Origin of the sequence: Mucilaginibacter sp. OK268 (assembly GCF_900103125.1) — a bacterium.
GTDB lineage: Bacteria > Bacteroidota > Bacteroidia > Sphingobacteriales > Sphingobacteriaceae > Mucilaginibacter.
On sequence record NZ_FNJV01000006.1, the window covers coordinates 239,038 to 261,829 of the forward strand.

The 22,792-nt window shown below is 38.1% G+C and carries 14 protein-coding genes, 1 tRNA gene and 1 pseudogene; 6 read left to right on the forward strand and 10 right to left on the reverse strand.

Going from position 1 to position 22,792, the window contains the following annotated elements; translation table 11 throughout:
- Positions 1–7 precede the first annotated feature (7 nt).
- The 4 genes from BLR84_RS19450 (at position 8) to BLR84_RS19470 (ending at position 7,319) form a co-directional block, all read left to right on the forward strand.
- Entirely contained in the window at positions 8–3,460 is a 3,453-nt protein-coding gene (locus tag BLR84_RS19450; RefSeq protein ID WP_176852108.1) for a DUF6443 domain-containing protein, read from the forward strand.
- A gap of 11 nt (positions 3,461–3,471) precedes the next feature.
- Positions 3,472–3,909 carry a DUF4279 domain-containing protein gene (locus BLR84_RS19455; RefSeq protein ID WP_090471438.1) on the forward strand — a complete coding sequence of 146 codons (438 nt, stop codon included), beginning with the start codon at positions 3,472–3,474 and terminating at the stop codon, positions 3,907–3,909.
- 1,646 nt (positions 3,910–5,555) lie between these two features.
- Entirely contained in the window at positions 5,556–6,164 is a 609-nt protein-coding gene (locus tag BLR84_RS19465; RefSeq protein ID WP_090471442.1) for a hypothetical protein, read from the forward strand.
- Positions 6,165–6,551: 387 nt separating this feature from the next.
- Positions 6,552–7,319, forward strand: a complete 768-nt coding sequence (locus BLR84_RS19470; protein ID WP_090471445.1) for a hypothetical protein — start codon at positions 6,552–6,554, stop codon at positions 7,317–7,319.
- Here BLR84_RS19470 and BLR84_RS30600 read toward each other — a convergent pair.
- From BLR84_RS30600 to BLR84_RS19525, 10 genes and pseudogenes are all read right to left on the reverse strand, one after another.
- Positions 7,236–7,703 (reverse strand): annotated as a pseudogene (locus tag BLR84_RS30600) (hypothetical protein); the annotation flags it as partial. The gene BLR84_RS19470 and the pseudogene BLR84_RS30600 overlap by 84 nt on opposite strands.
- Before the next feature lie 595 nt (positions 7,704–8,298).
- A complete protein-coding gene (locus BLR84_RS19485) occupies positions 8,299–9,015 on the reverse strand; it encodes a M48 family metallopeptidase (protein WP_090471451.1) in 717 nt (238 codons plus the stop codon).
- Entirely contained in the window at positions 9,015–12,530 is a 3,516-nt protein-coding gene (locus BLR84_RS19490) for a type I restriction endonuclease subunit R (RefSeq protein ID WP_218128395.1), read from the reverse strand. The genes BLR84_RS19485 and BLR84_RS19490 overlap by 1 nt, the downstream gene beginning before the upstream one ends.
- Complete coding sequence (locus tag BLR84_RS19495) at positions 12,527–12,943, reverse strand: hypothetical protein (RefSeq protein WP_090471454.1); 417 nt, start codon at positions 12,941–12,943, stop codon at positions 12,527–12,529. The genes BLR84_RS19490 and BLR84_RS19495 overlap by 4 nt, the downstream gene beginning before the upstream one ends.
- Entirely contained in the window at positions 12,943–14,178 is a 1,236-nt protein-coding gene (locus BLR84_RS19500) for a restriction endonuclease subunit S (protein WP_090471456.1), read from the reverse strand. Before BLR84_RS19500 ends, BLR84_RS19495 begins: the two co-directional genes overlap by 1 nt.
- The gene (locus BLR84_RS19505) at positions 14,172–16,070 is read right to left on the reverse strand and encodes a type I restriction-modification system subunit M (protein ID WP_090471458.1); all 1,899 of its coding nucleotides are present in this window, start codon (positions 16,068–16,070) and stop codon (positions 14,172–14,174) included. The genes BLR84_RS19500 and BLR84_RS19505 overlap by 7 nt, the downstream gene beginning before the upstream one ends.
- A gap of 527 nt (positions 16,071–16,597) precedes the next feature.
- Positions 16,598–17,383: a hypothetical protein gene (locus BLR84_RS19510; RefSeq protein ID WP_090471460.1), complete on the reverse strand. Its 786-nt coding sequence runs from the start codon at positions 17,381–17,383 to the stop codon at positions 16,598–16,600.
- Between the two features lie 9 nt (positions 17,384–17,392).
- Complete coding sequence (locus BLR84_RS19515; protein WP_090471462.1) at positions 17,393–17,605, reverse strand: hypothetical protein; 213 nt, start codon at positions 17,603–17,605, stop codon at positions 17,393–17,395.
- A 778-nt stretch (positions 17,606–18,383) separates the two neighbouring features.
- Positions 18,384–20,453, reverse strand: a complete 2,070-nt coding sequence (locus tag BLR84_RS19520; protein WP_090471464.1) for a DEAD/DEAH box helicase — start codon at positions 20,451–20,453, stop codon at positions 18,384–18,386.
- Positions 20,454–20,629: 176 nt separating this feature from the next.
- Positions 20,630–20,706 (reverse strand) — tRNA-Met (locus BLR84_RS19525).
- 160 nt (positions 20,707–20,866) lie between these two features.
- Here BLR84_RS19525 and BLR84_RS19530 point away from each other — a divergent pair.
- A complete protein-coding gene (locus BLR84_RS19530) occupies positions 20,867–21,247 on the forward strand; it encodes an START-like domain-containing protein (RefSeq protein WP_090471465.1) in 381 nt (126 codons plus the stop codon).
- Positions 21,248–21,351: 104 nt separating this feature from the next.
- The gene (locus BLR84_RS19535) at positions 21,352–22,773 is read left to right on the forward strand and encodes an LptF/LptG family permease (RefSeq protein ID WP_090471467.1); all 1,422 of its coding nucleotides are present in this window, start codon (positions 21,352–21,354) and stop codon (positions 22,771–22,773) included.
- Positions 22,774–22,792: the final 19 nt, after the last annotated feature.

Genomic DNA, 22,792 nt, shown 5'->3' on the forward strand with positions numbered 1-22,792 from the left:
TATCAGCATGAAAACACAATCATATTCAAATCATCGTATATTAGGTAAACTGTTCCTGGCAATCCTGATGATATTGATATCACAGGAAATTAAAGCTCAATATATAGCTAGCCCCGCCCAATTGGGTATCCCGGCAACAACACCCGGTAATTATTATAATGAAACAAGTATTACTTTATCACCAGGTTTTTCGGCCACGGCAACAAGTACCAACAGTTATAGTTATTTTATCCAGACAAGTTGCGTTCCACTTAGTATTAATTTAAGCCAAAGCCAAAATTATATTTTGACATCGGTACCCCGGGAGGCAGGTATTGATCCTGAAGGCAACAATACCAATTGTAAATTAATGCAAACGGTACAGTATTTTGATGGTTTAGGGCGCTTGCTACAAACCGTTCAGGTTAAAGGTTCACCGAGCAGTAAAGATATCGTTCAGCCGGTGACTTATGATCAGTTTGGTCGCGAAGCAAAGAAATACCTGCCCTATACTATTACAAATGGAGCAAGCGATGGAAGTTATAAGTCAGACGCTTTAACCGTAAATGCAGGCCAGGATCAGTTTTATAAAAGCCCGCCTGCGGGAGTATCTATCATCCCTTATCCGTCAGAGAGCACTGGATTTGAGCCCTCACCGCTAAATCGGGTAGTGGAACAGGGTGCATCAGGGCAGCCTTGGCAGTTGTCTACTAGCGGTGTAACAGGTAGTGGTCATACTATACAGATGGCTTATGGCAGTAATGTGACTGACGATGCGGTGATTATGTGGGTTGTAAATGCCTCTGGGACCGGGGCCGCCGGATCTTCTAATTATGGTGTAAATCAGTTGTACAAAACAACAACGACAGACGAGAACGGGAACAGTACTATAGAATTTACCGATAAAAAAGGACACGTTGTGTGTAGAAAGGCCCAATCAGGCGCTACGTCTTACCTGGCTACGTATTATATATATGATGATTTTGATAACCTGGCCTATGTAATCCCTCCGCTGCCAGCCGGAACTGTTTACCCGGCAAGCTTTACGGAAGCGGACGCGGTATTTACGAATTTTATTTATGGTTATCATTATGATCTGCGAAACCGGGAGATAGAAAAGAAGATCCCGGGTAAAGCCTCCTGGGAATATATGGTTTATAACAAACTGGACCAGTTGGTGGCAACTCAAGATGGGATACAGCGGGCGAAAAGCACCCAGGAGTGGAGTTTTACCAAATATGATCAATTTGGTAGGGTAGCCTATTGGGGCGTATACCAATACCCGGGCAGTACACCGGGCACCAATTACCGGGCGGCATTACAATCTATGGTAGATGGACAGACCACATTGTGGGAAACCCAACAAACCACTGGCACCGGTTATTCCGGTATGGCTTGGCCACAGGCAAATATTCTGCGCTACCTGGTATTGAATTACTATGATAACTACACCTTCCCCAATAAACCGTATAGTCCAGTTGTAAGTAACACGCTGACCAATCCAACAGGGTTGCCGACTGCAACAAAAACAGCCGTGCTGCTGCCTGATGGAACTTATGGTTCCATGTTATGGACGGTAAATTTTTATGATGACCGGGGCCGGTTAGTACAAACCGATAAACAACATTACCTGGGTGGGGAAGCCAGTTTGAATACCTTAAACTATGATGAAATAGATAATATCTACAATTTCAATGACCAAGTAAAAACCACTAATCGGCATCACTACGTAGCAAATTCTCAGTCCCTTCTGGTGACCACCAATTACCAGTATGATCACATGGGTCGCAAGATGCTAACCTCAGAGGCCATCAGCTCAGGGCTCAGTCAAGCACCTTTACCAACGATCATTTCGCAATTGGACTATAACGAGATTGGTCAGCTGAAAACCAAACACCTGCACAGCACCAATAACGGAGGTAGTTACTTACAGGATGTCAGCTATACTTACAATGAGCGAGGGTGGTTGAGTCAGATCAATGACCCATCTGTAGCCCCTACAGCAAATAAGTTATTCAGCGAGAAACTGAATTACAATTTACCGCAATTTGGTGCGCAGGCTCAGTTTAATGGTAATATAGCAGAGCAGCAATACAATGCGGGTATCAGCGGCAATCAGCATGTCAACTACAGCTATGATAACTTGAGCCGTTTAAAAGCGGGTGTTTCCACCGCTGGTTTCAGTGAAACGATTAGCAATTATGATAACCTCGGTAATATCCAGGGATTAACCCGTACTGCTCCTAATACCGCTACCTTAACTTATAACTATATCGGCAACCAACTACAAACGGTGACCAATAGCGGTGCCGCATTCCGGAATTATGGTTATGATCCAAACGGAAATGCAACCAGTGATGGGCAGGGGAATGCGATCTTGTACAATATGATCAATCTCCCCAGAAGCATTGCATCCAAAAACCTGAATTATGCCTATTCGGCTACTGGAGAGAAATTACGGAAGAACAGTAATAGCTCGATCACGGAATATATAGGAGGGATACAATACAGGCCAGACGGAACAATAGATTTTGTACAGACAGAAGAGGGTAGAGCTAACCGGAGCGGGGCAAACTATATATATGAATATACCTTGACGGATCATCTTGGTAATAACCGGGTAACCTTCGATCAAACAAACGGAAAAGTAGGGGAAGATGATTATTATCCATTTGGGCTGAACGTACATCGGCAGGTAAACGGAGGAAATAAGTATCTTTACAATAATAAGGAGCTACAAGAGGAGCTGAATCAGTATGATTATGGCGCAAGGTTCTACGATCCGGTGATTGCCAGGTGGACATCCGTTGATCCGATGGCGGAAAGTAGCCGTCGATTTAGTCCATTTATCTATGGCAATAATAATCCAATACGGTTTATCGATCCGGATGGAATGTTTGCTGGACTGGGTGCTCCCTGGAAGCCAAACAACGATTTGGATGATCAAAAGAAGGATCCTTTTTCCGGAATGCTGACCAATGTTGCAGACCCAATTGATCCAACGCAGCAAAGTAAAGTAGATAATGAGGCAACCTCGCAAATTGAGGATGAAAATAATTCCTCTACCAACCCAGAGGATGATGGAGGGAAAAAAGGAAATGGGAAAGACGGCGACTCATCAAATGATAGGAACCCGGCGCAAGATAAGCCATTAACTCCAAGTGAAATTGATCAACTTGAAAAAGCTGGCTTTGATCATAGAGATAAGTCTATGAATGGAAAAAAAGGTGGAAGACTTGATTTATACAAAGATAAAAAAGGCAATGTTTATGAAAAGCCAAAAGGAAATAAAGGTCCAGGGGAACCTATCGGTTATAATCTGAATAATCTTTTTAAAAGTAAGGAGGCAAGTCCCCCAATAATAATAAACCATTACCCAAGTCCTCCCGCAGGCGGATTAAATCCCAATGTTGGAAAAGGATCGATGTTAGGGGGAGTTATAATATTTTTCATGATACTCCTTGCTCCTGCAGGTATTTAATAATTTAAGTTATGAGAAGAAATAAAATCGTTTTGAGTTTTGGGATATTTGACTTTAATGATATAACACACGAAGAGCTCACGAAACTGATACAAATTCAACCAGTAAAGGTTTTTATTAGAGGTGAAAAAAGAAACCCAAGAAACCCTAATTCCCCATTGATAAAACAAAATGGGTGGATCATGGAATCGCCATTAGATAAATACTCAACATTTGAAGAACAAATGAACTATTTACTAAATATACTTGAATCCAAGATGGAAATATTTAAATTAATATGTCATAAATATTATTGTGAGTTTTCTTGTGGCATATTTGTTTATTATGGTAATGAGGAAAGTACTCCATGGGTACATTTGGATAACAGGTATAATGATTTAATAAAAGAGTTAAACATTGAATTTGATGTTGACCTTTACGTTCTTCCTAACGATGATGTAGCGAATTGAATTTGTAAAAAATAAAGCTTTTTCCTATCCACACGCTACCGCAAGTGTCCTGCTTGTGGTAAGCAAGATAAGGAAACACAATATCAAGCCCAACCACGTGTTGGGCTTTTACTTTTTATAAGCTAACCTTGTTTTAGCGTGTTTGATAAGGCCACCTATAGCGTATATGTGGATTAACCACATATGATTGACCCCAGTTGGCCAATTTTAAAATGACCACCATTAGTGGTTAAGCTCAGGGTCTTAGTCGAGGATGGTAAATTAGCGAAATGGGGTCAACGAAATTGGTTTTTCCAAGTTATCAGAGTTCTTTAAAAAGCCAGTCACGTCAATGACCTTTTGCGCATATTTGGAAATGGATTCTTCAGTTGCCTCCAATCGCTTAAAATTGAACTGTCGCAGCGCCTTGTAGGCGAGTTCTAAATCTGACAATCTAAAGAAATCTTCTTTTGCAAATGCTGTCTTTAGCTGGCTCAACACATCCGCTAGCGATAATAATCCGTTCTTATATGCTTTAAAGCTGATTATATTTTACTTTGATTTCTAAAGGTATTGTAAAATGTGCTAATCAAAAATTTCCTGAGGCTGTTGTTTTAGGATATAGAATTTAACACTCAATTTTAATACTATGGCAAAGCAGAGAAGACCTTATACATCAGAAGAAATGGTCGAAATACTAAAGAAAAAAGGGACAATTGTGACTGTATAACAAGCAAAAACTATCCTTTCAGCCATGAGACATTTAGCGAAATTGACAATAGAACAAATACTTATGGAGAATAATTTTGATGAAAAATATCGAACTATTAAAAGGCGGAGAAGAAGTTGGTTAATTGATTGAAATACAATCTCCTACAATGCATTTGTTGGCTGCTTTAGCAAAAATTCTTGCTTTAGGTACTGGAGCAGGATCGAACTGGATATTGTGTTGATTTTCAGAACTGTAGATATTGACTGAAAAAACAGAGGCCTTGAAATATGCATTTCAAGGCCGTTTTCTGCCTCAGTAGCCGAACGTGAAAGATTTTCGACCCAATTTGTGGAGGATTTAGAGCGTTTGAGCCGAATTGATAAACTAATCGAGAATTCGTAAATCTTATTGCTTAGTTGGTAATATCGTATTTAGTCAGATAAAAGGGTAAACTTTCGGCAGATTAATCACCGCTAATGATAAGCAAACATTTTGCTTGTCATTGGCTATCATACACAACTTTAGAGGCCAGAGTCTTTGCGGTTATGGATTAGGCTTGGTGAAGTATCCTGCGAAACTACACGCTGCGCCTTTTCTCCACAGATGCTTTGCTCTACTCGTGGGCAGTCCGCAGATAGGTCATGAATTAAATTTTTTACATTTTTTTAACATAAAAATAGCATTAGGGAAATTTTCATCTAGGTATATTTGCGATACCTAACATTGTATTTATGCCTGCACCATCACTAACCGCTCACATTTTTCCTGATATTTCCCGGGGTACAATGACCATAACTCCCAAACGCGTGATCAATCTTTGATCAGCTTAAATAACTGCCAAACACTTTAATCTGAGCGTCGGTTCCGGGGAATAAATACGCTATACCGGGGACAATGAATAACATATGACATGTACGCCGCTCTTTATTATCCCTAGCCCTAATTACAAGCCATAATGACTATTTCTCAAAGAACTTTTTTGAAAGCGCAGGTATTATTACTTGCAAGCTTTTTCAGTAGCTTAACATTTGCACAAAACCTGCCGATGCCGCAACCGATTCCCCCATCTCCCAATGCGGCTGCTTTGGGTAAATATGGCGATATACCTGTAGGTAAGTATACTGGTGTTCCGGATATCAGTATTCCATTGTATCAGGTAAAGGAAGGGGATATACAAGTTCCTGTTTCCTTATCCTATCATGCCTCGGGGATTAAAGTAGAAGAGAACGCCAGTTGGGTCGGATTAGGTTGGACATTGAATGCCGGTGGGGTCATAACCAGAACGATCAAAGGAAAGCCCGATGAAAATGGATATGCCAATGCGCAGATCCCCAGCCTATTGCTAAATCCGCAGCCTGGAACGCCCAATTATTGCGATGCCTGGAATTCTGCTCTGTATGTTTATCTGGTCGGTAATTCTAATTTTGGTTATGACAGCGAGCCAGATGCCTATTACTATAATTTTAATGGTATCAGCGGAAAGTTTGTCTTTGATCAAAACGGCGTACCCTATACGATCCCTTATCAGAAAATAAAGATCGAAAGGCCATCATTGTCCAGCTGAGTTATCACTACACCGGACGGGTTTGTATACAAATTTGGGGGGAACAGCACCGAAATAAGTGATATTTATAGTGTTACCTATTCCAATTATGGTCCGCCCGCCTCAAAAAATAAGACATTAGTTAATCAGGCCATCCCATCGTCCTGGTATTTATATGAAATAGATTCACCCACCGGGCACAAAGTAACGCTCGAATATGCCAACGAGGATTATGAACTCAATTCAGGTATTTCACAACAGGTTTATTACAATACGCTAAATACCACGAATACCACATTTATTCCCACAAACAGCAGCTCATTTACCCGGTATTATGGAAAAAGATTAAGTGCGATCAGGTTTTCAAACGGAAGAGTGACTTTTGAAGCTACGGCTCAGAGAGCGGATATGTCGCTTAACTTTACAAGCCCGACAAATGCGTATGCTTTGGGAAAAATAGTCATCAATGATGCTAATAATAACCCGGTAAAAAAATTCATCCTGAACACGGACTATTTTCAAAGCCCGAATGGTAACCAGGATTTTACAACCAAGCGGTTAAGGCTGAATTCGGTAACAGAATTTAACGGCAATGAAAGCGCCAGAATAAACCCGTATCTGTTTACTTATGAGAATCCCAACGGATTGCCAACTAAGACCTCATCATGTCAGGATCACTGGGGCTTTTTTAACGGGAAAAACAATGTGGATAATCTGGGCTTTCCGATACTTATTCCGAGTTATACCGGCAACTACTTCATTTCGGTGTCGGTTCAGCAGTCGGGCGGAACACCGGCAGGATATTCTGTTACGCCGGGTCCGCTGAGATGCCCTGATCCTAACGCTACCGGGTGCACCATCACTTCTCCCCACATTAGTACTTTTCAATTTAATGGAGCAGACCGAAGTGCAGATTTTAGCTCCACTAAAACGGGTATTTTAACCAGGATCCAGTACCCGACGGGAGGATATACCACTTTTGAATACGAGCCTCATGATTACGATCTTAAAAACTACATTTACAAACAGGGTAGCGGGGGCGCTATCTGTTTTGCTACCTGTTGTGACCCGTTAGCCAATCCAGTTACAACATCAGGCGATCAATACTATGTAGACAAAACATTTATCCCGAATACCATCATTCCTAATAACCTTGTTCCAGTCCGGTATAAGTAACTTTGAATATGTTTTTATTAAATCAATATATTCTTTCTGTCCTAAATATTTGTTTAATTGTTCTTTATCTATTATATCCTCCCTGCTTAAAATAAAGCTGTTGAAAAGATCAAAGATTTCTTCAAGCTGATCAGGACTCAAACTTACGCTGGTTGCTAAGATGTATCTTGCTGGTTGTCTTTTTTTAACTTTCGCTAATTCATCAACCAAAGATGATTTTAGTTGCTTGTAATCGTCTTTGTACAGTTTTAATTGCCCTATAATTTTAATTGTTGAATTAGTACATCTAAAATCTATACCACCGTCTTTCCCTCTTCTATATGTTCGAAATTTTAAAGGATGTTCCCTGATTTCTAAAACATCACGGACCAATCTTTCAAAATCGGCGGGTGATAATTGCTATGAAAATCAAAATTTGGCATGTTTTTAATAATAATGTTGATCCATTTAAACAAAAATAAAAAACCGCCAGTATAATTGCTAAAAATATTGGCATTTTTTACACCCCTTCCGAAAATGATTATTTATGTTCGCGATACAAAAAGGATATTCTCAGCCAACTATACTAAGCAAATAGCAGCAATTTCTAAGTACAAAGACGAGCCTATGCACTGGGTTAATGGACAATATGAAGCAATTATCAGTAAAGCTATATTTGTTCGAGTGCAGCAAATTCTCGATGATCGGAAGAGGGGGCAGATTAAGAAGAAATTTATAGAACTCCCCTGTTGGTATTACGAGGCCTTTTAGATTTTGGCCGAATACTCACAGGCAGCACCTCAACCGGATCTTATGCCCCTTATTACTAACTACCATTGCCGTACCTCGTGTAGATATAGAAAAAGATCGGATTTAATTAACTAGATATTTACAGAAGAACTAATCAGATGGAGACCTAATGAAGAGTTTTTACCGCTTTTTAAATCAATCTTAATCTTCTCTAAGAATCCTAAATTTTAATAATGCCTAAAATATTAATTCAATAGCCCCATTCTGCATGGCTAACGGGTAATTTGTTAAGTTGAGTTTTTAATTGTTTCCAACTGGGGAGAAATGTATCAATATAATAAAGAAATCTCTCATTATGATGCCTTTCGATCAAATGAATCATTTCATGGACAATGATATATTCTAAACATTGTTCAGGCTTTTTTACAAGTTCCAAGTTTAGTAAAATTCTTTTTTTGTCAATGTTGCATGATCCCCACTTGGTTTTCATGCTCTTAATTCGCCAATTATGGACTTTAACATTTAAAACCTTTTCCCATTTTTCTATGATGTTGGGAATAAGTTTTTTTAATTCTTCTCGATACCATTCGGTAATAATTTTATGCCTTTTTATAGATGATGTCCCGGGTCTTACATATAGATCAATGTAAGTTTTGGTTCTTAAAAAAATTTTAGGTGTGGTATCTTCTTCAATTATATTTAATAAATACCGTTTCCCTAGAAAATAGTGGCTTTCACGTTGTTTATATTCGCGAGAGGAGGTTCTATCCTGTGATTCAAATTTTCTTTGATTTCGTTTTATCCACGCCATCTTAGAAATGGCAAACAGTCTTATCGTATCATCATTTACTTTTATAGGCGCAGCTATACGAACTCTCCCTGTAGGTGGATAAACGGCGAGGTGAATATTTTTTATATCTTTCCTTACTATATCAATTTGAATATTATTGATGGTTAGTTGTTCCATTAATATTCTTTTTGATTTTTCACTAGGTCCACTATTCGGTTTAATTCGATTACGTCAGTTATATGATACTCCTTTAATACATCAGAGATTGCATTTCTTACTGCCTTTAATTTCTGAATATTATCTCTCCACCCATCTTTTTTAGTAGTTCGTATTTTGCTATCCAACTCAATAACTAATGGTTCATTTTTGTTAAGGTTATCAAATAGGGCCCTTTTACTGGAAGTATTTATTATTGTAGGATACTGTGTGGATGAAGGCTTTTTGATTCTGCCCGATAATTCTACTATCTGCTGTAAATATTTTTCATATTGCATCGATGCTTCTTTTCGCATCTTTATAAGTTCGTCTAATAATACACTCATTTTTTCGTAATACATTGGGTTGGTCGGACTCTCCTCAATTATTACTCTTCTTAAGTTATTTTCTATAACCTCGGCCATAGCATCGGGATCATTTTTTATCTGATCTGGCAAATCGTTTGTTGCTTCCTTTCCCTTGGTTGCCAGCATTTCCACAAGGCTCATGTCATCAAAATTGGCCAATATGCGGCTATCTTCGGCACCGATATAACTGTCTATCAAAAAACGCATAGCTGGCTCATATTGCTTTAAATCAATGTAATCGCCGCTGGCAATTTGGATTTCTTTGCGAAGGTTTTCAAACTGTTTGATATCAGAATTGATTTGTGTTTTCTCACTTTCGTTATATCCTGCTTCTTCCATATCATCTGCAATGCCGGCGTATGCCCGCATTAATGAAATCACAAATTTATATAATATAACCCTTCGGGGTTCAGTATCTTTAAGTTGATCGGGATTTTCGGTGTCGTCGCCACAGAAATATTTTATATAGGCTAATGTGTCTTTAGGAGACTCAACCGGCTCAATTAGTACTTTAACTGCTTCTAATGCTTCACTTAACCGTTCCTTGCCTTTTTGCAATCGATTTTTTAATAACCCATCAACATCTTCTTTTTTATAACCGCCAAGAGCCTCAGAAGTGTAATCGTTATAAGCTTTTTCCAGGCTTTTGAACAGGTCCATATAATCAATAACATAACCATAGTCCTTGTCTTCACCATCTAACCTGTTAACACGACATACGGCCTGGAATAAATTATGATCGTGTAATTTTTTGTCAATATAGAGATAGGTGGCCGAAGGAGCATCAAAACCTGTTAAGAGTTTGTTTACCACTATCAATAGCTTCATCTGTGCGGGGGATTCCACAAACTTTTTCTTTACCTCTGTTTCAAACTCTTCTACTCTATTAATGGCAGTATCAACATCTTCATTAAAGTAATTTGCTAGCATTCGCTGATATATTTCAAAACGCTGCAATTTTTCGGTATAATTTTCACCCTCACCTTTGATGTCATGAATGTTAGGGACGAATGAGGTTACTATTGCACAGTTCTTTAGACCAGCATTTTGAAAAAGTTCATAATAGCGGCAAGCATTGTAAATGCTGTCTGAAACCAAAATGGCGTTCCCTCGGCCATTTTGTAAACGTTCTTTTTGTTCCATATCCAGCATAATATCCAAAACGATTTTTTCCAGACGCGATTTACTGCTATAAACTTTTTTTATCGTCCCCCATCTTTGTTTTAATTCAGCTTTGGCAAATTCTGTAAGGCCCCGCGTTTTTAATTCAAACCACTCGTCTATTTTGGTTGACGAAGAAATGTTTTGTTCGATGTCCCTTGCCTCGTAACGCAGATCAAGTACAACTTTATCTTTTACAGCTTCATCAAATTTATAGGTATGTATGTATGGGCCAAATATCTCTAAACTTGTTTTTGGAGTATTTAACAAAGGTGTACCAGTAAAACCAATAAATAACGCGTTTGGGATAAATTGTTTCATAGCGCCATGCAATTTACCCGATTGAGTGCGGTGGCACTCATCAACAAATACATATACATCACCTTTTGCTTTATAATCAGCTGGAATGCTGCTTCTCAGTTCATCAATGTATTTTTCTACATCTTTTTCATCGGTATCTTCTTTTCCGCCAAACTTGTGCACCAGCGAACACAATAACCAAGAAGCTGTATTATTAAGATTTAGTAATAGATCTCTTCCGCTTTTTGTCCGGTAAATATCTTCTTGAACGCCTGTAAATACCTTTTTTATTTGCTCATCTAATTCATCTCTGTCGGTAATAATCAATACACGGGCGTTGGGGTTGTATTCCCTTATCCATTTTGCAAGCCACACCATTGTTAGGCTTTTGCCGCTACCTTGTGTATGCCAGATAATACCGCCTTCACGACGTTTAATAAAATCCTGTGCGGCTTTAATACCGAAATATTGATTAGGGCGACTTAGCTTTTTCTTGCCATGGTCAAAAACAACAAAATCGTGCAGCAGTTCAATAAATCGTTCTTTGTTTAAGAGTTCAATAATGTTTTTATCTAAACGATATTGGTATTTTGCCGTTTTATGACGTACGGATTTGGTAATATGAAGTAAGTGTGGATAAGAATTGTCTTTTTCTTCATCAACTTCCTTCCATTTCAAATAATATTTTTCTTTTGTATCAATAGTACCATACATCAGTCCTTGTAGCTCGTTGCCTGCCATTACATATTGCATGGTGTTAAAAAACGATTGAATAAACATGTGTTTTTGATTGTCCTCATTTTGCCTGATACCTTCAGATAAAGAAACGGTGCTCCGCTTCAGTTCTAATACACCTAAGGCAATACCGTTTATATAAAGAACAATATCGGGTCGTTTTTTGTGAAGCCCCTTAATTGTGACTTCTTCGGCAATAGCAAAATCATTATTTAGTGGATTTGCCCAGTCAATAAGCCAAATAGTTTGCTTATTTTGGCCTGTTTCGGGCTGTACAGTTACGCCATAACGCAATAAAGAATATACTTCTTTGTTTACATCATATAAGTTTCTGGTTTGGTTGGTTACTTTGGTGAATTCGTAAATGGCCTTATCTGCTAGTTGGGGATCATGTTGTTGTTGTTCTACTAGCCAGTTAAGTAAAATACTTTCTTCTACATTGCTGTTGTTATCCCTGTCTTCCCAATTACCCAAGTAGCGGTATTGCAATTCATCCTGCATAATTTTTATAATGCGATTTTGCGTTACACGCTCCAGTTGTCCAACTTTTGATTTCTGTGAGCCAAACTCAACACGATTTAATTCTTTTTTAAGTGTTGTTACTAATGTGTTTTCATGATTAATCATGATTAGCCCATCATCGGGCAGCAAATCATCACTGTATTCACCAAGGTAAAGTCTTGCATTAAACTCACCGGTTTCGTTATATTTGCCTATATACAAGTTAGTTTCCCTGTTCTGGTAAATAGGTTTCAAATCCATTTTTCCTTCCAGAAACAGGCTAACATCTTCTACATTTACTTTTTTACCAATGTATTCGTACGTTTCGTCACTTAGCAGGATAAATATGAAATTATTTTGCCGTTCATCCTGACAGAAAATTACGGTGGGTACCTCATAGTAGTATAAGTATTTAATTACTTCAAGTTTCATACCTCAACCTCCTTTACCGTTACCGTGGTAATATCAAATGTATTTGAGCGCCACCAGGAATGGTGGTTAATATTGTCAAAAGTTTGTTTTAGCACACCATCATGCCCATTAAGGGTAAATGTACCAATATGCTTCTTTTTGCCACGATTAAACGGTAACCTGAAAATGGCATTTATTAAGCCATCAAGATCATCGAATACAGAAACCGATTTGGCAATACAAGCATCAAAACCATTAGGTAGAGGCATGCTGGTATTTACCTGAGTTGGCAAAAAACTATCGGATGATAGTGTGCCGCTTTTAATATACCTATAATATAACTTTCGGCCATCTGGCTCAAATGCATCCTCGTGCGGGCAGGTAATGCCCGTTGAGTCCAAATCTTCAAAGTAAGTTATATCACTTGTAGCCATTATATCAATCGTATTTTACCGGTTAGCAGATTTTGCATCATCCCTTGTTTTATGAGTTTGTATTTTGCTAACTTTTGTTCAAGTGTTTCTATTTCAGCATCCATATCTGATAGGATTGTGGCAATTCGGATTTGTTCTTCGATTGTATCTGGAACCATATATTTAAATGTAACAAAGTCTTTTTGATATAAATGAATAATTGTTGAACCTGCGCTTAATTGAGATAAGAAATCTAAAAATATATTACTCAGCAATAAATAATAAAAAAAAATGGGATCAAATGAGTTATTAATAGGTCGAATAACAAATACACCACTATTCAATGTTGCAGGCTTTGGAACAGATTTTATTATAGCTATCTTACCTATTGTTCCGTCTTTTGTAACTAAAATATCGTTTTCTTTTACCTGGATATTTTTATCTTGTTTATATCGATCTTGATCAACATAAAAACATTTTGCCCAATTAATTAGGCCATTTTTAAATTCAGTTCCAGTAATCAGATAATAATCACCTGTATTTCTATATTCACCTGTAGTAAGTCCTTGCCAGCCTATTCTTGCTTTCAATGTGGCTGTATCGCCCAGAATGTTTTCTTTCCACACTTCTTTAGGTCGCAGCAATTCCTGCATAGCACCTTGTTTGATAGCCTGCTTTTTATTAATCAATTTTTCTAACGCCGTAATTAAAGCATCGGCATCATTCAGTGTATTGGCTATTATAATCTGTTCGGTGTTAGTTGGAGGAATAGGAATTTTAAATGCCGCTAAATCTTTATTTGTGATTTGATTTATTGTTGCTCCTAATGTTTCATTTATCTGTTTTTGAATTATAAATGATTGAAATTGATGAAAGGCATACACAGAGCACTTACTTCTAAAAACAGTCATAAATGCCCCAAATGCACTTCCTGCTATTTCTCTATTAACTAAAGCGCATTTTCCGATCAACTGCCTGCTACCATTTCTAACGCAAATTAAAATGTCATTTTCCTTTACAATTACGCGCTTAGGCAAATCCATGTCAACATACACATTGTCTTTAAAAGCCAACTTGCCATTTTGGATATTTGAGGAACGTAAAACTAATGTTCCGTTAGATTTAACATTTAAAGGGCTATATGTTAGGCCAATTATACTTTCACCTATATCTAATAATTTTTTCACCGCCCAATCCTTTGGTATGAACCCAACTTCCGTTTGCTTAAACCTAATCTCTTCCATCTCCTCTACCATACAAAATTCATTTTCTTTAAATGCGCTTCAACTTTTGCAGTCAATTCATTTACCTCCATATCAATAGCCGGTAAAGGTGTTTCGTAACGTTCGGCTAGTTCGGTAAGGCGCGCGGTTAAGCGGTGGCTAATATTGTCCATTTCGGTACGTACGCGCTGTTCAATTTCCAGCATCCACTTATGTTCTATAACAATGGCTTTTATCTCATCAATAGTAAGTAAGGGGTATTTGGCAATTACCTTTTCTTCCAGTTCGGCTTTGGCTGCTTTAATTTTGGCATTTGTTTTAGCTTCCCATGCGGTAAACACGTTATCCATCTGTTCGCTATATACAGTAAACTCAGGGTGGTGATAAATGGTGTTTTTGATCTCAACGTTAGCGATATTTAGTTTATAATAGTTTGGCCGATTATCGATCAATTGATAAAGACTATCTTTAAGTGAAGGGTATATCTCCCAATAGTTTTCTAATGAATCAATATCATTTTTGGGTATGCCCCCACGCAAATGCGCTTCAATATCCTGTAGATCTTCCGCTTCCTGACTGTCAATATACCGCGGAATATTCAGGTTGTAATCATTTTTATCGTTGGCAATTTCAGATATCAAAACATCGCGCGAATATTTTGGCACTTTTAACCGCTTATTAAAAGTATCCACTATTTTGTGAATGTCCTGCTCACGTAAACGGTTTTTATTTCCATCTTTAATATAACCGTGGCTCGCATCTATCATAAAGATACTGTCGCGTTTATCAGCATCCTCCTTATCAATTATTATCAATGAGGCAGCAATACCAGTACCGTAAAAAAGATTAGGCGGTAAACTGATAATGCCTTTTATATATCCCTTTTTTACAATCGTTTTCCTGATTGTGCCTTCAGCATTACCACGAAACAACACCCCTAAAGGTAGAACAATACAGCCTTTGCCGTTTGATTTAAGTGATTTGATAAGGTGTAGCAGAAAAGCAAAGTCGCCATTCTTTTGAGGTGGAACAGTTGTAACAAAGTCGAACCGTTTGTAAATATCATTTGTCGGGTCTAAACCGTTCATCCATGATTTGTAACTAAAAGGCGGATTAGATATACCGTAGTTAAATGTTTTTAATTCACCGGTAATATCATCGGTAAATTGAGGAGCTGCCATAGTATTGCCTTGCCTGATATCGGCATCGTCAAAATTGTGTAGCCACATATTCATAACAGCCAATGCGCGGGTAGCATTATCGTTTTCCTGCCCATAAATGGTAATGCCGTGCGGGGCAAGATCAGCCGCTTTTAATAACAGCGAGCCGGAGCCGCAAGTTGGATCATAAATAGTTTCATCCTGGCTTTTTGAATTGCGTATACCTATCACTTCTGCCATAATGCGCGAAACTTCAGCTGGGGTATAAAATTGCCCCTTACTTTTACCGCTTTCGGTAGCAAAGTGTCGCATCAGATATTCGTAGGCATCGCCTAAAAGATCATCGCCTTCCGCTCTATTGTTTGAAAAATCGAGTTCGGGTTTATTAAATATATTAAGTAGATTGGTAAGCCGGTCTATTTTTTCTTTTCCACTCCCTAACTTCGAGTTGTCTTCGAAGTCTGCCTCATCGATAATACCGATTAGATTATTGGCCTTTGCAAACTCACCTATAACCTTATTTATTTTATCACCAATGTCGGGTTTGCCACGATAAGCAAGCATATCATAAAAACCAGCTCCTTCCGGGATATCGATTATTGGAGTTTTACCATCGGCCTTTTCTTGTTTTACCTTGTCAGAAACATATTTCATAAATAGCATTACCAATACATAGTCTTTGTATTGACTTGCATCCATACTACCTCGTAGCTCATCACAACCAGCCCAAAGTGAACTATATAACTCAGATTTTTTTATTGCCATTAATTTAATTAGTTAGAATAGAAAGTAAACTTCCATACAAAGAACGCTTATTAACGTTATAACTACAATATATATCCAGTACGATAATAGTTAACGATTGTATTATGAGCACCTTAAAAAAGATGCATCAAAAGGAAGTATAGTCTTGGTGTCAAAAAGGTAATATGCCTGCCGAATAAAAAGACCAACCTTCAGCTATTGAGTTGGCTGATCAAGATATTATTGGAAATTATTTTTTGATTTTAGTATTATGGGAAATCGATCACGTTTCAGAATTGCAAACAAATAGTTCCGAAACATTGTGATCATGCTAATAATCTTGCATCCAGAATTCATTTAATGATATGTTCACAAGGTTAGACACAGAATCGTATGGTCAAGTGTTTGGGAATATTCAACTTAGTGTATAAGAAGAAAAATCTGGTTTTGATTTCCCTTTAAACACGTTATTTCGTTGCGCTAAAACTATAAGCATTTGACCGACTGGAAAAAGAAAGTTGAATTTTTTAAAGCCTGGAAAATATGAGCTAAATCTTTGGTGAAACTTTCTGCGAATAGTAAATCTTGAACCAGTTCGGTACATCAGTTTCGTTGATCTCATCCCAGGCCTTTTTACCTGCAATGATCTTGAAGTGTGCGAACATCTTAAAATCCCCTCCTTCCTCCGAATTGTCAAAGAAATAGGCCTGGTAAGCTAGCTGCGCAGCATCATGTAAAAGTTCGAGTGCCCTATAATAACGACTAACGATCTTATCCACGGGTACATCATGCCCGCCTTTAACCGTCCTGGCCTGCACCCGGAATTTATTAATCTCTGGTGATTCAGTGGAAACATAATAAAGGTAAACCTTGTACCCCGCTAAAACGGCCTCCCGCATAATATCCAGCTTAGAAGGATGCGAAAAAACGGTTTCAAATGAAAATCTCTTTTTCTGTTTTAATAGATTTTTTCGGAGATAGTCTGCGATAATCTGGGCGAGTCGCTCAATTTCCTTATCGTGGAGGCAATGGATGCTGTTACCGGTGATCTGATAGACAGTAACAAGGTTATCAATGTTAAAGTTGGCGTTCAGCAGGCCTGAATCCGAAACGATCTGATTAAATTCGGTGGCCTCAACCTGGAAATCAAATTGCTTGAACGAGAACCCCTTTTTCTTTTTAAGCTCTGTGGCAATATCGTCAGCATTGATATAGTATCCGAAATCAACGAGTTTATTATTTGCCTTATATTTTCTGATGTATTCAATGACTGTGCTCTTACCTGATCCGTTGGGTCCGGCAAACACCCGTAGTCTGGGCTGGCGGGTATCCATTACTAATTATTAATCAAGCGTTACAGGGCCAAGATCAGCAGGAGCATTGATCGGGTTAATTTGTTCAATAGAACCATCCTGGTATTTCTTAACTATCCATCCGTCCTGGGCGATCACATTATAACCCATTGCTTCCATGGTTTCTTTCGAAGCCACTTTCATGCCTCTCCTAGTCGCACGGATAACGATCCTTTTGGTTAAATACTCTTCGTTTGTATTCATGTTTAAAGTTACAAAAATATTAAATAAAGGTTTGTAAGTAAATTAACATAATTCATCACAGTTTATTGAGTTCCTATTTTTTTTAGATCAATACTTAAAGAATACTACGAAATCAAGATGTGCTTAAAAATAGAGAAACGGTACCGCAATTAAGCAATTGGATATAGAACATTCCAGGTTTAATCGTGCTCGGGAACTTTTGTTAAGTGAAAATTTAAGCTTGATCGAATTTGAAACTATCAAAACAGATTATATAACGAAACTACAAGCCCTCCAGGAAATTGTGGATAATAACCCTGATTACGTAAAGAAATTCGGATTATCTGTACATAATCAAGGGGCTCAATACTTAGATTATATGATTTTTTTAAGATGGTAAATACAACAGACCAGCGAAGGCTAATAGGGTTAATTTCTCCGGCAAATCTCACTTTTAAAGGAACCGGTTTTGATATAAAGCAATATGGATTGGCGATGAAACTTATTTACCATTCATAATTAGTGGTCTAAACACTATAATGAAATGATTTAAATTAAGAGATATAAAAAGGAGAAGAACCTTTAAGTAGAAATGTCGCACTATGTAAATAGCCCTTAATAAGACACCAGTTTGCTTTTTTGAATTATAATAGCATTTATAGCAACTAAAAAAGTTCGAACTTGTAACTGCCTGGTTTGTAATAAGTTATTTTAGTTTTGAACTTGCTTGGGGGTCGAGCGGCAAAAGTTCTAACTTTCATGGTGATATTGAGGCTATTGTAGATGCAAAAGACCTGTATCAAAATAATTTCTCTTCTAACAAGTCTTTCCAAACGATAAACCCTTTATGATCATTTGTATAATCATGTACGATGCGACTAAATTGTTCAGGATTAGTTTCAAGATATTGCTGTCTGCCATTTGTTCGTATCTGTCCAAGCAGTCCATCTATCCGCTTTGTACTTCTTTCAAGTTCATAAATTGATTTATCAATATGCCATATATAAGTAGCCTCTTCGGTATCCAAAGTTTCCCAAACCAAGTGGTACTGATTATTCCCCGACAGCAAGAACACAAATGAAAAGGGCTCTAATACAAAACGGAGCTTTAATATAGATCGTTCATGTTTTTGGGAAAGGTAACAGAGATGACGATGATGCTTATACTGCTTAAGAGCCAGTATGTTTTCCAATAGATCATCCTCGTTTGTGTAAATCAATTGTTCACTGCCGCCTTGCACTTGCCCGGCATCCAATAGATTTTCTTCACCTACCGGGGTACCTTTAATAATTTCTTTATTTAAGAACCGGAACTTTACACTTTCAATGACTTCGCGGTTTATTTTATCAAGATCACTGGAGGATGCTGATTTAAATACCAACCTGTTGTGCTGGAATGTAGCCCGTATGTTTACCAATACCGTAGTACTTTTGAGGAACCGAATAAAGTAGGGCTTAAGCACGGTAAACTCCGGCCTGACATTTAAATTCTCTATCTCAAATTCAACTTCCTTGCCGTTAAAGTCAGCAATGATATGTTTAAACGCAATACTGCCAAACCTGAATTCTAATTGTTCTATTGACACCTCAATATTCTCATTTTTTTGGCCACTTACCGTTTCTCTTTCATCTACCGGATTCGTTAGGCCACTTTGATCAAGCTTTTTATAATACACGTTCCTTTTCTGAAACAGTCTTTCCAGGTAGCTGATCTTATGGTCACGGTAATCATAAATAACAGGTGACACTTCTGATCGTTGTACCCTGCCAATGTATTGAATCAGCTTACCCTCAAAAGCAAATGGGTAAACTAAAAATAGGCACTCTATATTCTGGATGTCGGTTCCTTCGCCAAAATACTGTCCTGTTGTGATCAGCACTTGGAAATCACCTCTATTTATGGCTGCCCATTTAGATTTTTTAGATAAGTCGGAATCTTCGCCACTTAACGCAATGGTATCGTAATGTTGTTTTAGATATTGTTGGAGAGAAGTAATATGCTCTTTTCGTTCTGTGATGATAACAGCTTTTCTACTGGCATTTAGTTGTGATACCACATCATTTAAAATGAGTTGATTTCTTGCTGAATCATGGATCAAGATTTTAAATAGCGTTTCGAACTTGTCTGTTTGGGTATTAAAGGGAACAAACAAATCGGTATCCCTAATGATAATCTGCGTACCAGTTTGATTTTGCATCTCTGGTGCTTTAACCTCATGGATTATTTCACCTAAATGAATAAATATTAACTTGCCATCGTTGTATTTCCTAAATGGGGTTGCGGTAAGCCCGTACATATAGTAACTGTTCAATTTTCCAATAACTCTTTGGTATGTTTCCGCAGGCACATGGTGGCATTCATCAATGATAACGGTACCAAAAGCATTTATTAGTTCTGTGGATTCCGTAGATTCCAAAGCTTTTTCCATACTTTGGATCATTGCTACAGTAATGTGTTTACCGGGCTTGTTCTTTCCTTGCCCGATACGTCCAATATCCTTCTTAGGAATCCCCAGGAACGATTCTATACGTTCCGTCCATTGATCTGCCAGTTGCTTGCGGTGAACTAAAATGAGGGCTGGTTGCTGCTTGTCTTTTATAATAGCCAAACTCAATACCGTTTTACCAGAGCCAGGCGGAGCGACAATAATTCCAAAATCTTTTTTTGTAGCTGCTTGCTGCGCGGGTAATTGATATTCCCTTAATGCAATAGAACCTTTGAAATTGATTAACTCTGCTTTCTTTCTTTGATCTTCGAGCACATATTCAATTTGCTGCTCTTTACAAAACCGTAATACCCTACCAATAAATCCACGAGGAACTGAAATAGAATCCGGTGTTTCGTGCAGCAATTTAAAGTAACGTTTCACGCCAAAGGTATATTTACTTAGGGTAGCCTATATAGTTTTTTTAGACCTAAATTTGTTTTGGTATGCGTCAACTGGTTGGAAAATGTCGAACCGGTAATGGGAGGGCTGCAACTAATTGTTGCATAGAGGTTTATGGGTATAAAAAAAGGAAACAACAAAGATATGCTGTTTCCTTATGGTAGCGGGGAGCAGGATCGAACTGCCGACCTTAGGGTTATGAATCCTACGCTCTAACCATCTGAGCTACCCCGCCTTTTTGTGTATGTTGCTCTTTTATAGTGGTTTTATAAAAGAGTGGCCCTTAATAAATCAATGGCCTTCCTTAAAAAGGTTTGCAAATATAGCAGAAATTCGTTTTCTTTAGAAAAAATGTTAACATTTACAGCTTTTAGAGCTCACAAGTATAAACCCAAATGTCCGAAAAAAAGAAATTTACCATTGAATATGAGATAAAATCGTCTCCACGTATACTGTTTTCCTTTCTGAGTGAGCCCAATGGATTAGCGCAATGGTTTGCCGACGATGTGAACATCAAGGACCAGGTTTATACATTTACCTGGGATGGCGATGCGCAAAAAGCAAAGCTGCTTACTGTAAAAGAAAACAAACTGGTTCGATTTAAATGGGTAGATGACGATCCGCAATTTTATTTTGAAATGGAAATTCTACAGGATGAGTTAACCAATGATGTTGCTCTCAGTGTTACCGATTTCGCAACAGAAGATGCCATTGCCGAGCGCAAATTGATATGGGATAACCAGATCGAATACCTCATCAGCGTATTGGGTGCTTAAAGAAACTTAATTTTAGCTAATTTTGTATTGTGAAATGCTATTTGTGCGTTAATGAAAATTAACAGGCATTTGCTGCGTTATATCCTGTTGTACAAATTGCGTTAATGAAAAAGATACATCTTTTACTCCTTAAATCGTTTATAAGACCGTTTGTAAGTACGCTTTTCATTGTGATGTTTGTTTTGTTGATGTTGTTTTTGTTTAAATACATCGACGATCTGATAGGTAAAGGTTTTGCCTGGTATACCATTCTTGAGTTGATGCTGTACAACTCGGCCACCAATGTGTCTATGGCACTCCCTTTATCCGTACTGTTATCAACCATCATGACCTACGGCTCACTGGGTGAGAATTACGAACTGGTGGCTATTAAGGCAGCTGGCATATCCCTGCGCCGGGCCATGTATCCCATGATAGTTGTGGTTACTATTCTGAGTGTGGCCGCTTTCTTCTTTTCAGACTATATGTTGCCTGTGGCCAACCTCAAATATTTTTCATTACTGTATGATGCCCGTAAGCAAAAATCGGCAGATCTGTTGCCCCAAATGGTTTTCAGCAATAGCTTTACCGGTTATACCATCCGCGTAAAAAGTAAAGATCCTGATGGGCAAAGGTTATATGGTATTATGATATACCAAAAAAGTGCCGATAACAATAATACAACTGTTACTATAGCGCGTGAGGGGACTATGTTCCGGACCATGGGCGATAAATTCCTGGTGCTGAAATTAAAAGATGGTGTGCGGTATGAAGAATCAGCTCCAGATAATGCTACTTATAATTTCAGGCAGCGCCTTTCGCGATTTCGCTTTAAGGAAACCGAACAAAAGTTTAGTTTGGACGGCCTTAAATTGACACGTACTAATGAAAATGAATTTAAGTCGGCTTCGCAAATGATGAATTTGAAGCAGTTAAGATTCTACGTAGATTCTGTACAACACCAGGTTGATGGCAGTATTGTACAAAATTATAAACTTATTACCCCCTATATTAAATATTTTAACATGCCGGCAAAACCAGCGGTTAAATATATACCAGCTGATAAAGCGGGGGTGTTGAAAAGCATGAAACTGGCCGACCAGGTGGTGGCTCTTTCAAGCGCGGCCTCTGAAATTCGTTCTATAAAAGATATATTAAAGAATCGTACCGACCGTTATAATGATGACACCCTTAACATACGGCGTTACGCGTCGGAAGTTCAAAAAAAGTTTACGCTTTCGGCGGCATGCCTGGCTTTATTCCTGATCGGGGCACCATTGGGGGCTATTATCCGTAAGGGAGGGCTGGGTTTACCGGTAGTGATTTCTGTTGTTTTTTTCCTGATATACTATATTATTTCTACCATAGGCGAAAAATCGGTCAGGGCAGGCAATGTTTCTATCTTTTTCGGTATGTGGGTAGCCATTATCGTACTCACACCCATCGGGCTTTTCCTGTCATACAAAGCGGCTACCGACTCGGTGATATTTGATGTGGAACTATATAAAAGGTTTTTTAATAAATTAATTAAGCGTAAAAGCAACTAATTAGCCCTCATTCACCGTA

Coding starts and splice junctions, on each gene's coding strand:
- BLR84_RS19450 (WP_176852108.1), top strand. CDS start 8: ATGAAAACACAATCATATTCAAATCATCGTATATTAGGTAAACTGTTC.
- BLR84_RS19455 (WP_090471438.1), top strand. CDS start 3,472: ATGAGAAGAAATAAAATCGTTTTGAGTTTTGGGATATTTGACTTTAAT.
- BLR84_RS19465 (WP_090471442.1), top strand. CDS start 5,556: ATGACTATTTCTCAAAGAACTTTTTTGAAAGCGCAGGTATTATTACTT.
- BLR84_RS19470 (WP_090471445.1), top strand. CDS start 6,552: ATGTCGCTTAACTTTACAAGCCCGACAAATGCGTATGCTTTGGGAAAA.
- BLR84_RS19485 (WP_090471451.1), bottom strand. CDS start 9,015: ATGGAACAACTAACCATCAATAATATTCAAATTGATATAGTAAGGAAA.
- BLR84_RS19490 (WP_218128395.1), bottom strand. CDS start 12,530: ATGAAACTTGAAGTAATTAAATACTTATACTACTATGAGGTACCCACC.
- BLR84_RS19495 (WP_090471454.1), bottom strand. CDS start 12,943: ATGGCTACAAGTGATATAACTTACTTTGAAGATTTGGACTCAACGGGC.
- BLR84_RS19500 (WP_090471456.1), bottom strand. CDS start 14,178: ATGGTAGAGGAGATGGAAGAGATTAGGTTTAAGCAAACGGAAGTTGGG.
- BLR84_RS19505 (WP_090471458.1), bottom strand. CDS start 16,070: ATGGCAATAAAAAAATCTGAGTTATATAGTTCACTTTGGGCTGGTTGT.
- BLR84_RS19510 (WP_090471460.1), bottom strand. CDS start 17,383: ATGGATACCCGCCAGCCCAGACTACGGGTGTTTGCCGGACCCAACGGA.
- BLR84_RS19515 (WP_090471462.1), bottom strand. CDS start 17,605: ATGAATACAAACGAAGAGTATTTAACCAAAAGGATCGTTATCCGTGCG.
- BLR84_RS19530 (WP_090471465.1), top strand. CDS start 20,867: ATGTCCGAAAAAAAGAAATTTACCATTGAATATGAGATAAAATCGTCT.
- BLR84_RS19535 (WP_090471467.1), top strand. CDS start 21,352: ATGAAAAAGATACATCTTTTACTCCTTAAATCGTTTATAAGACCGTTT.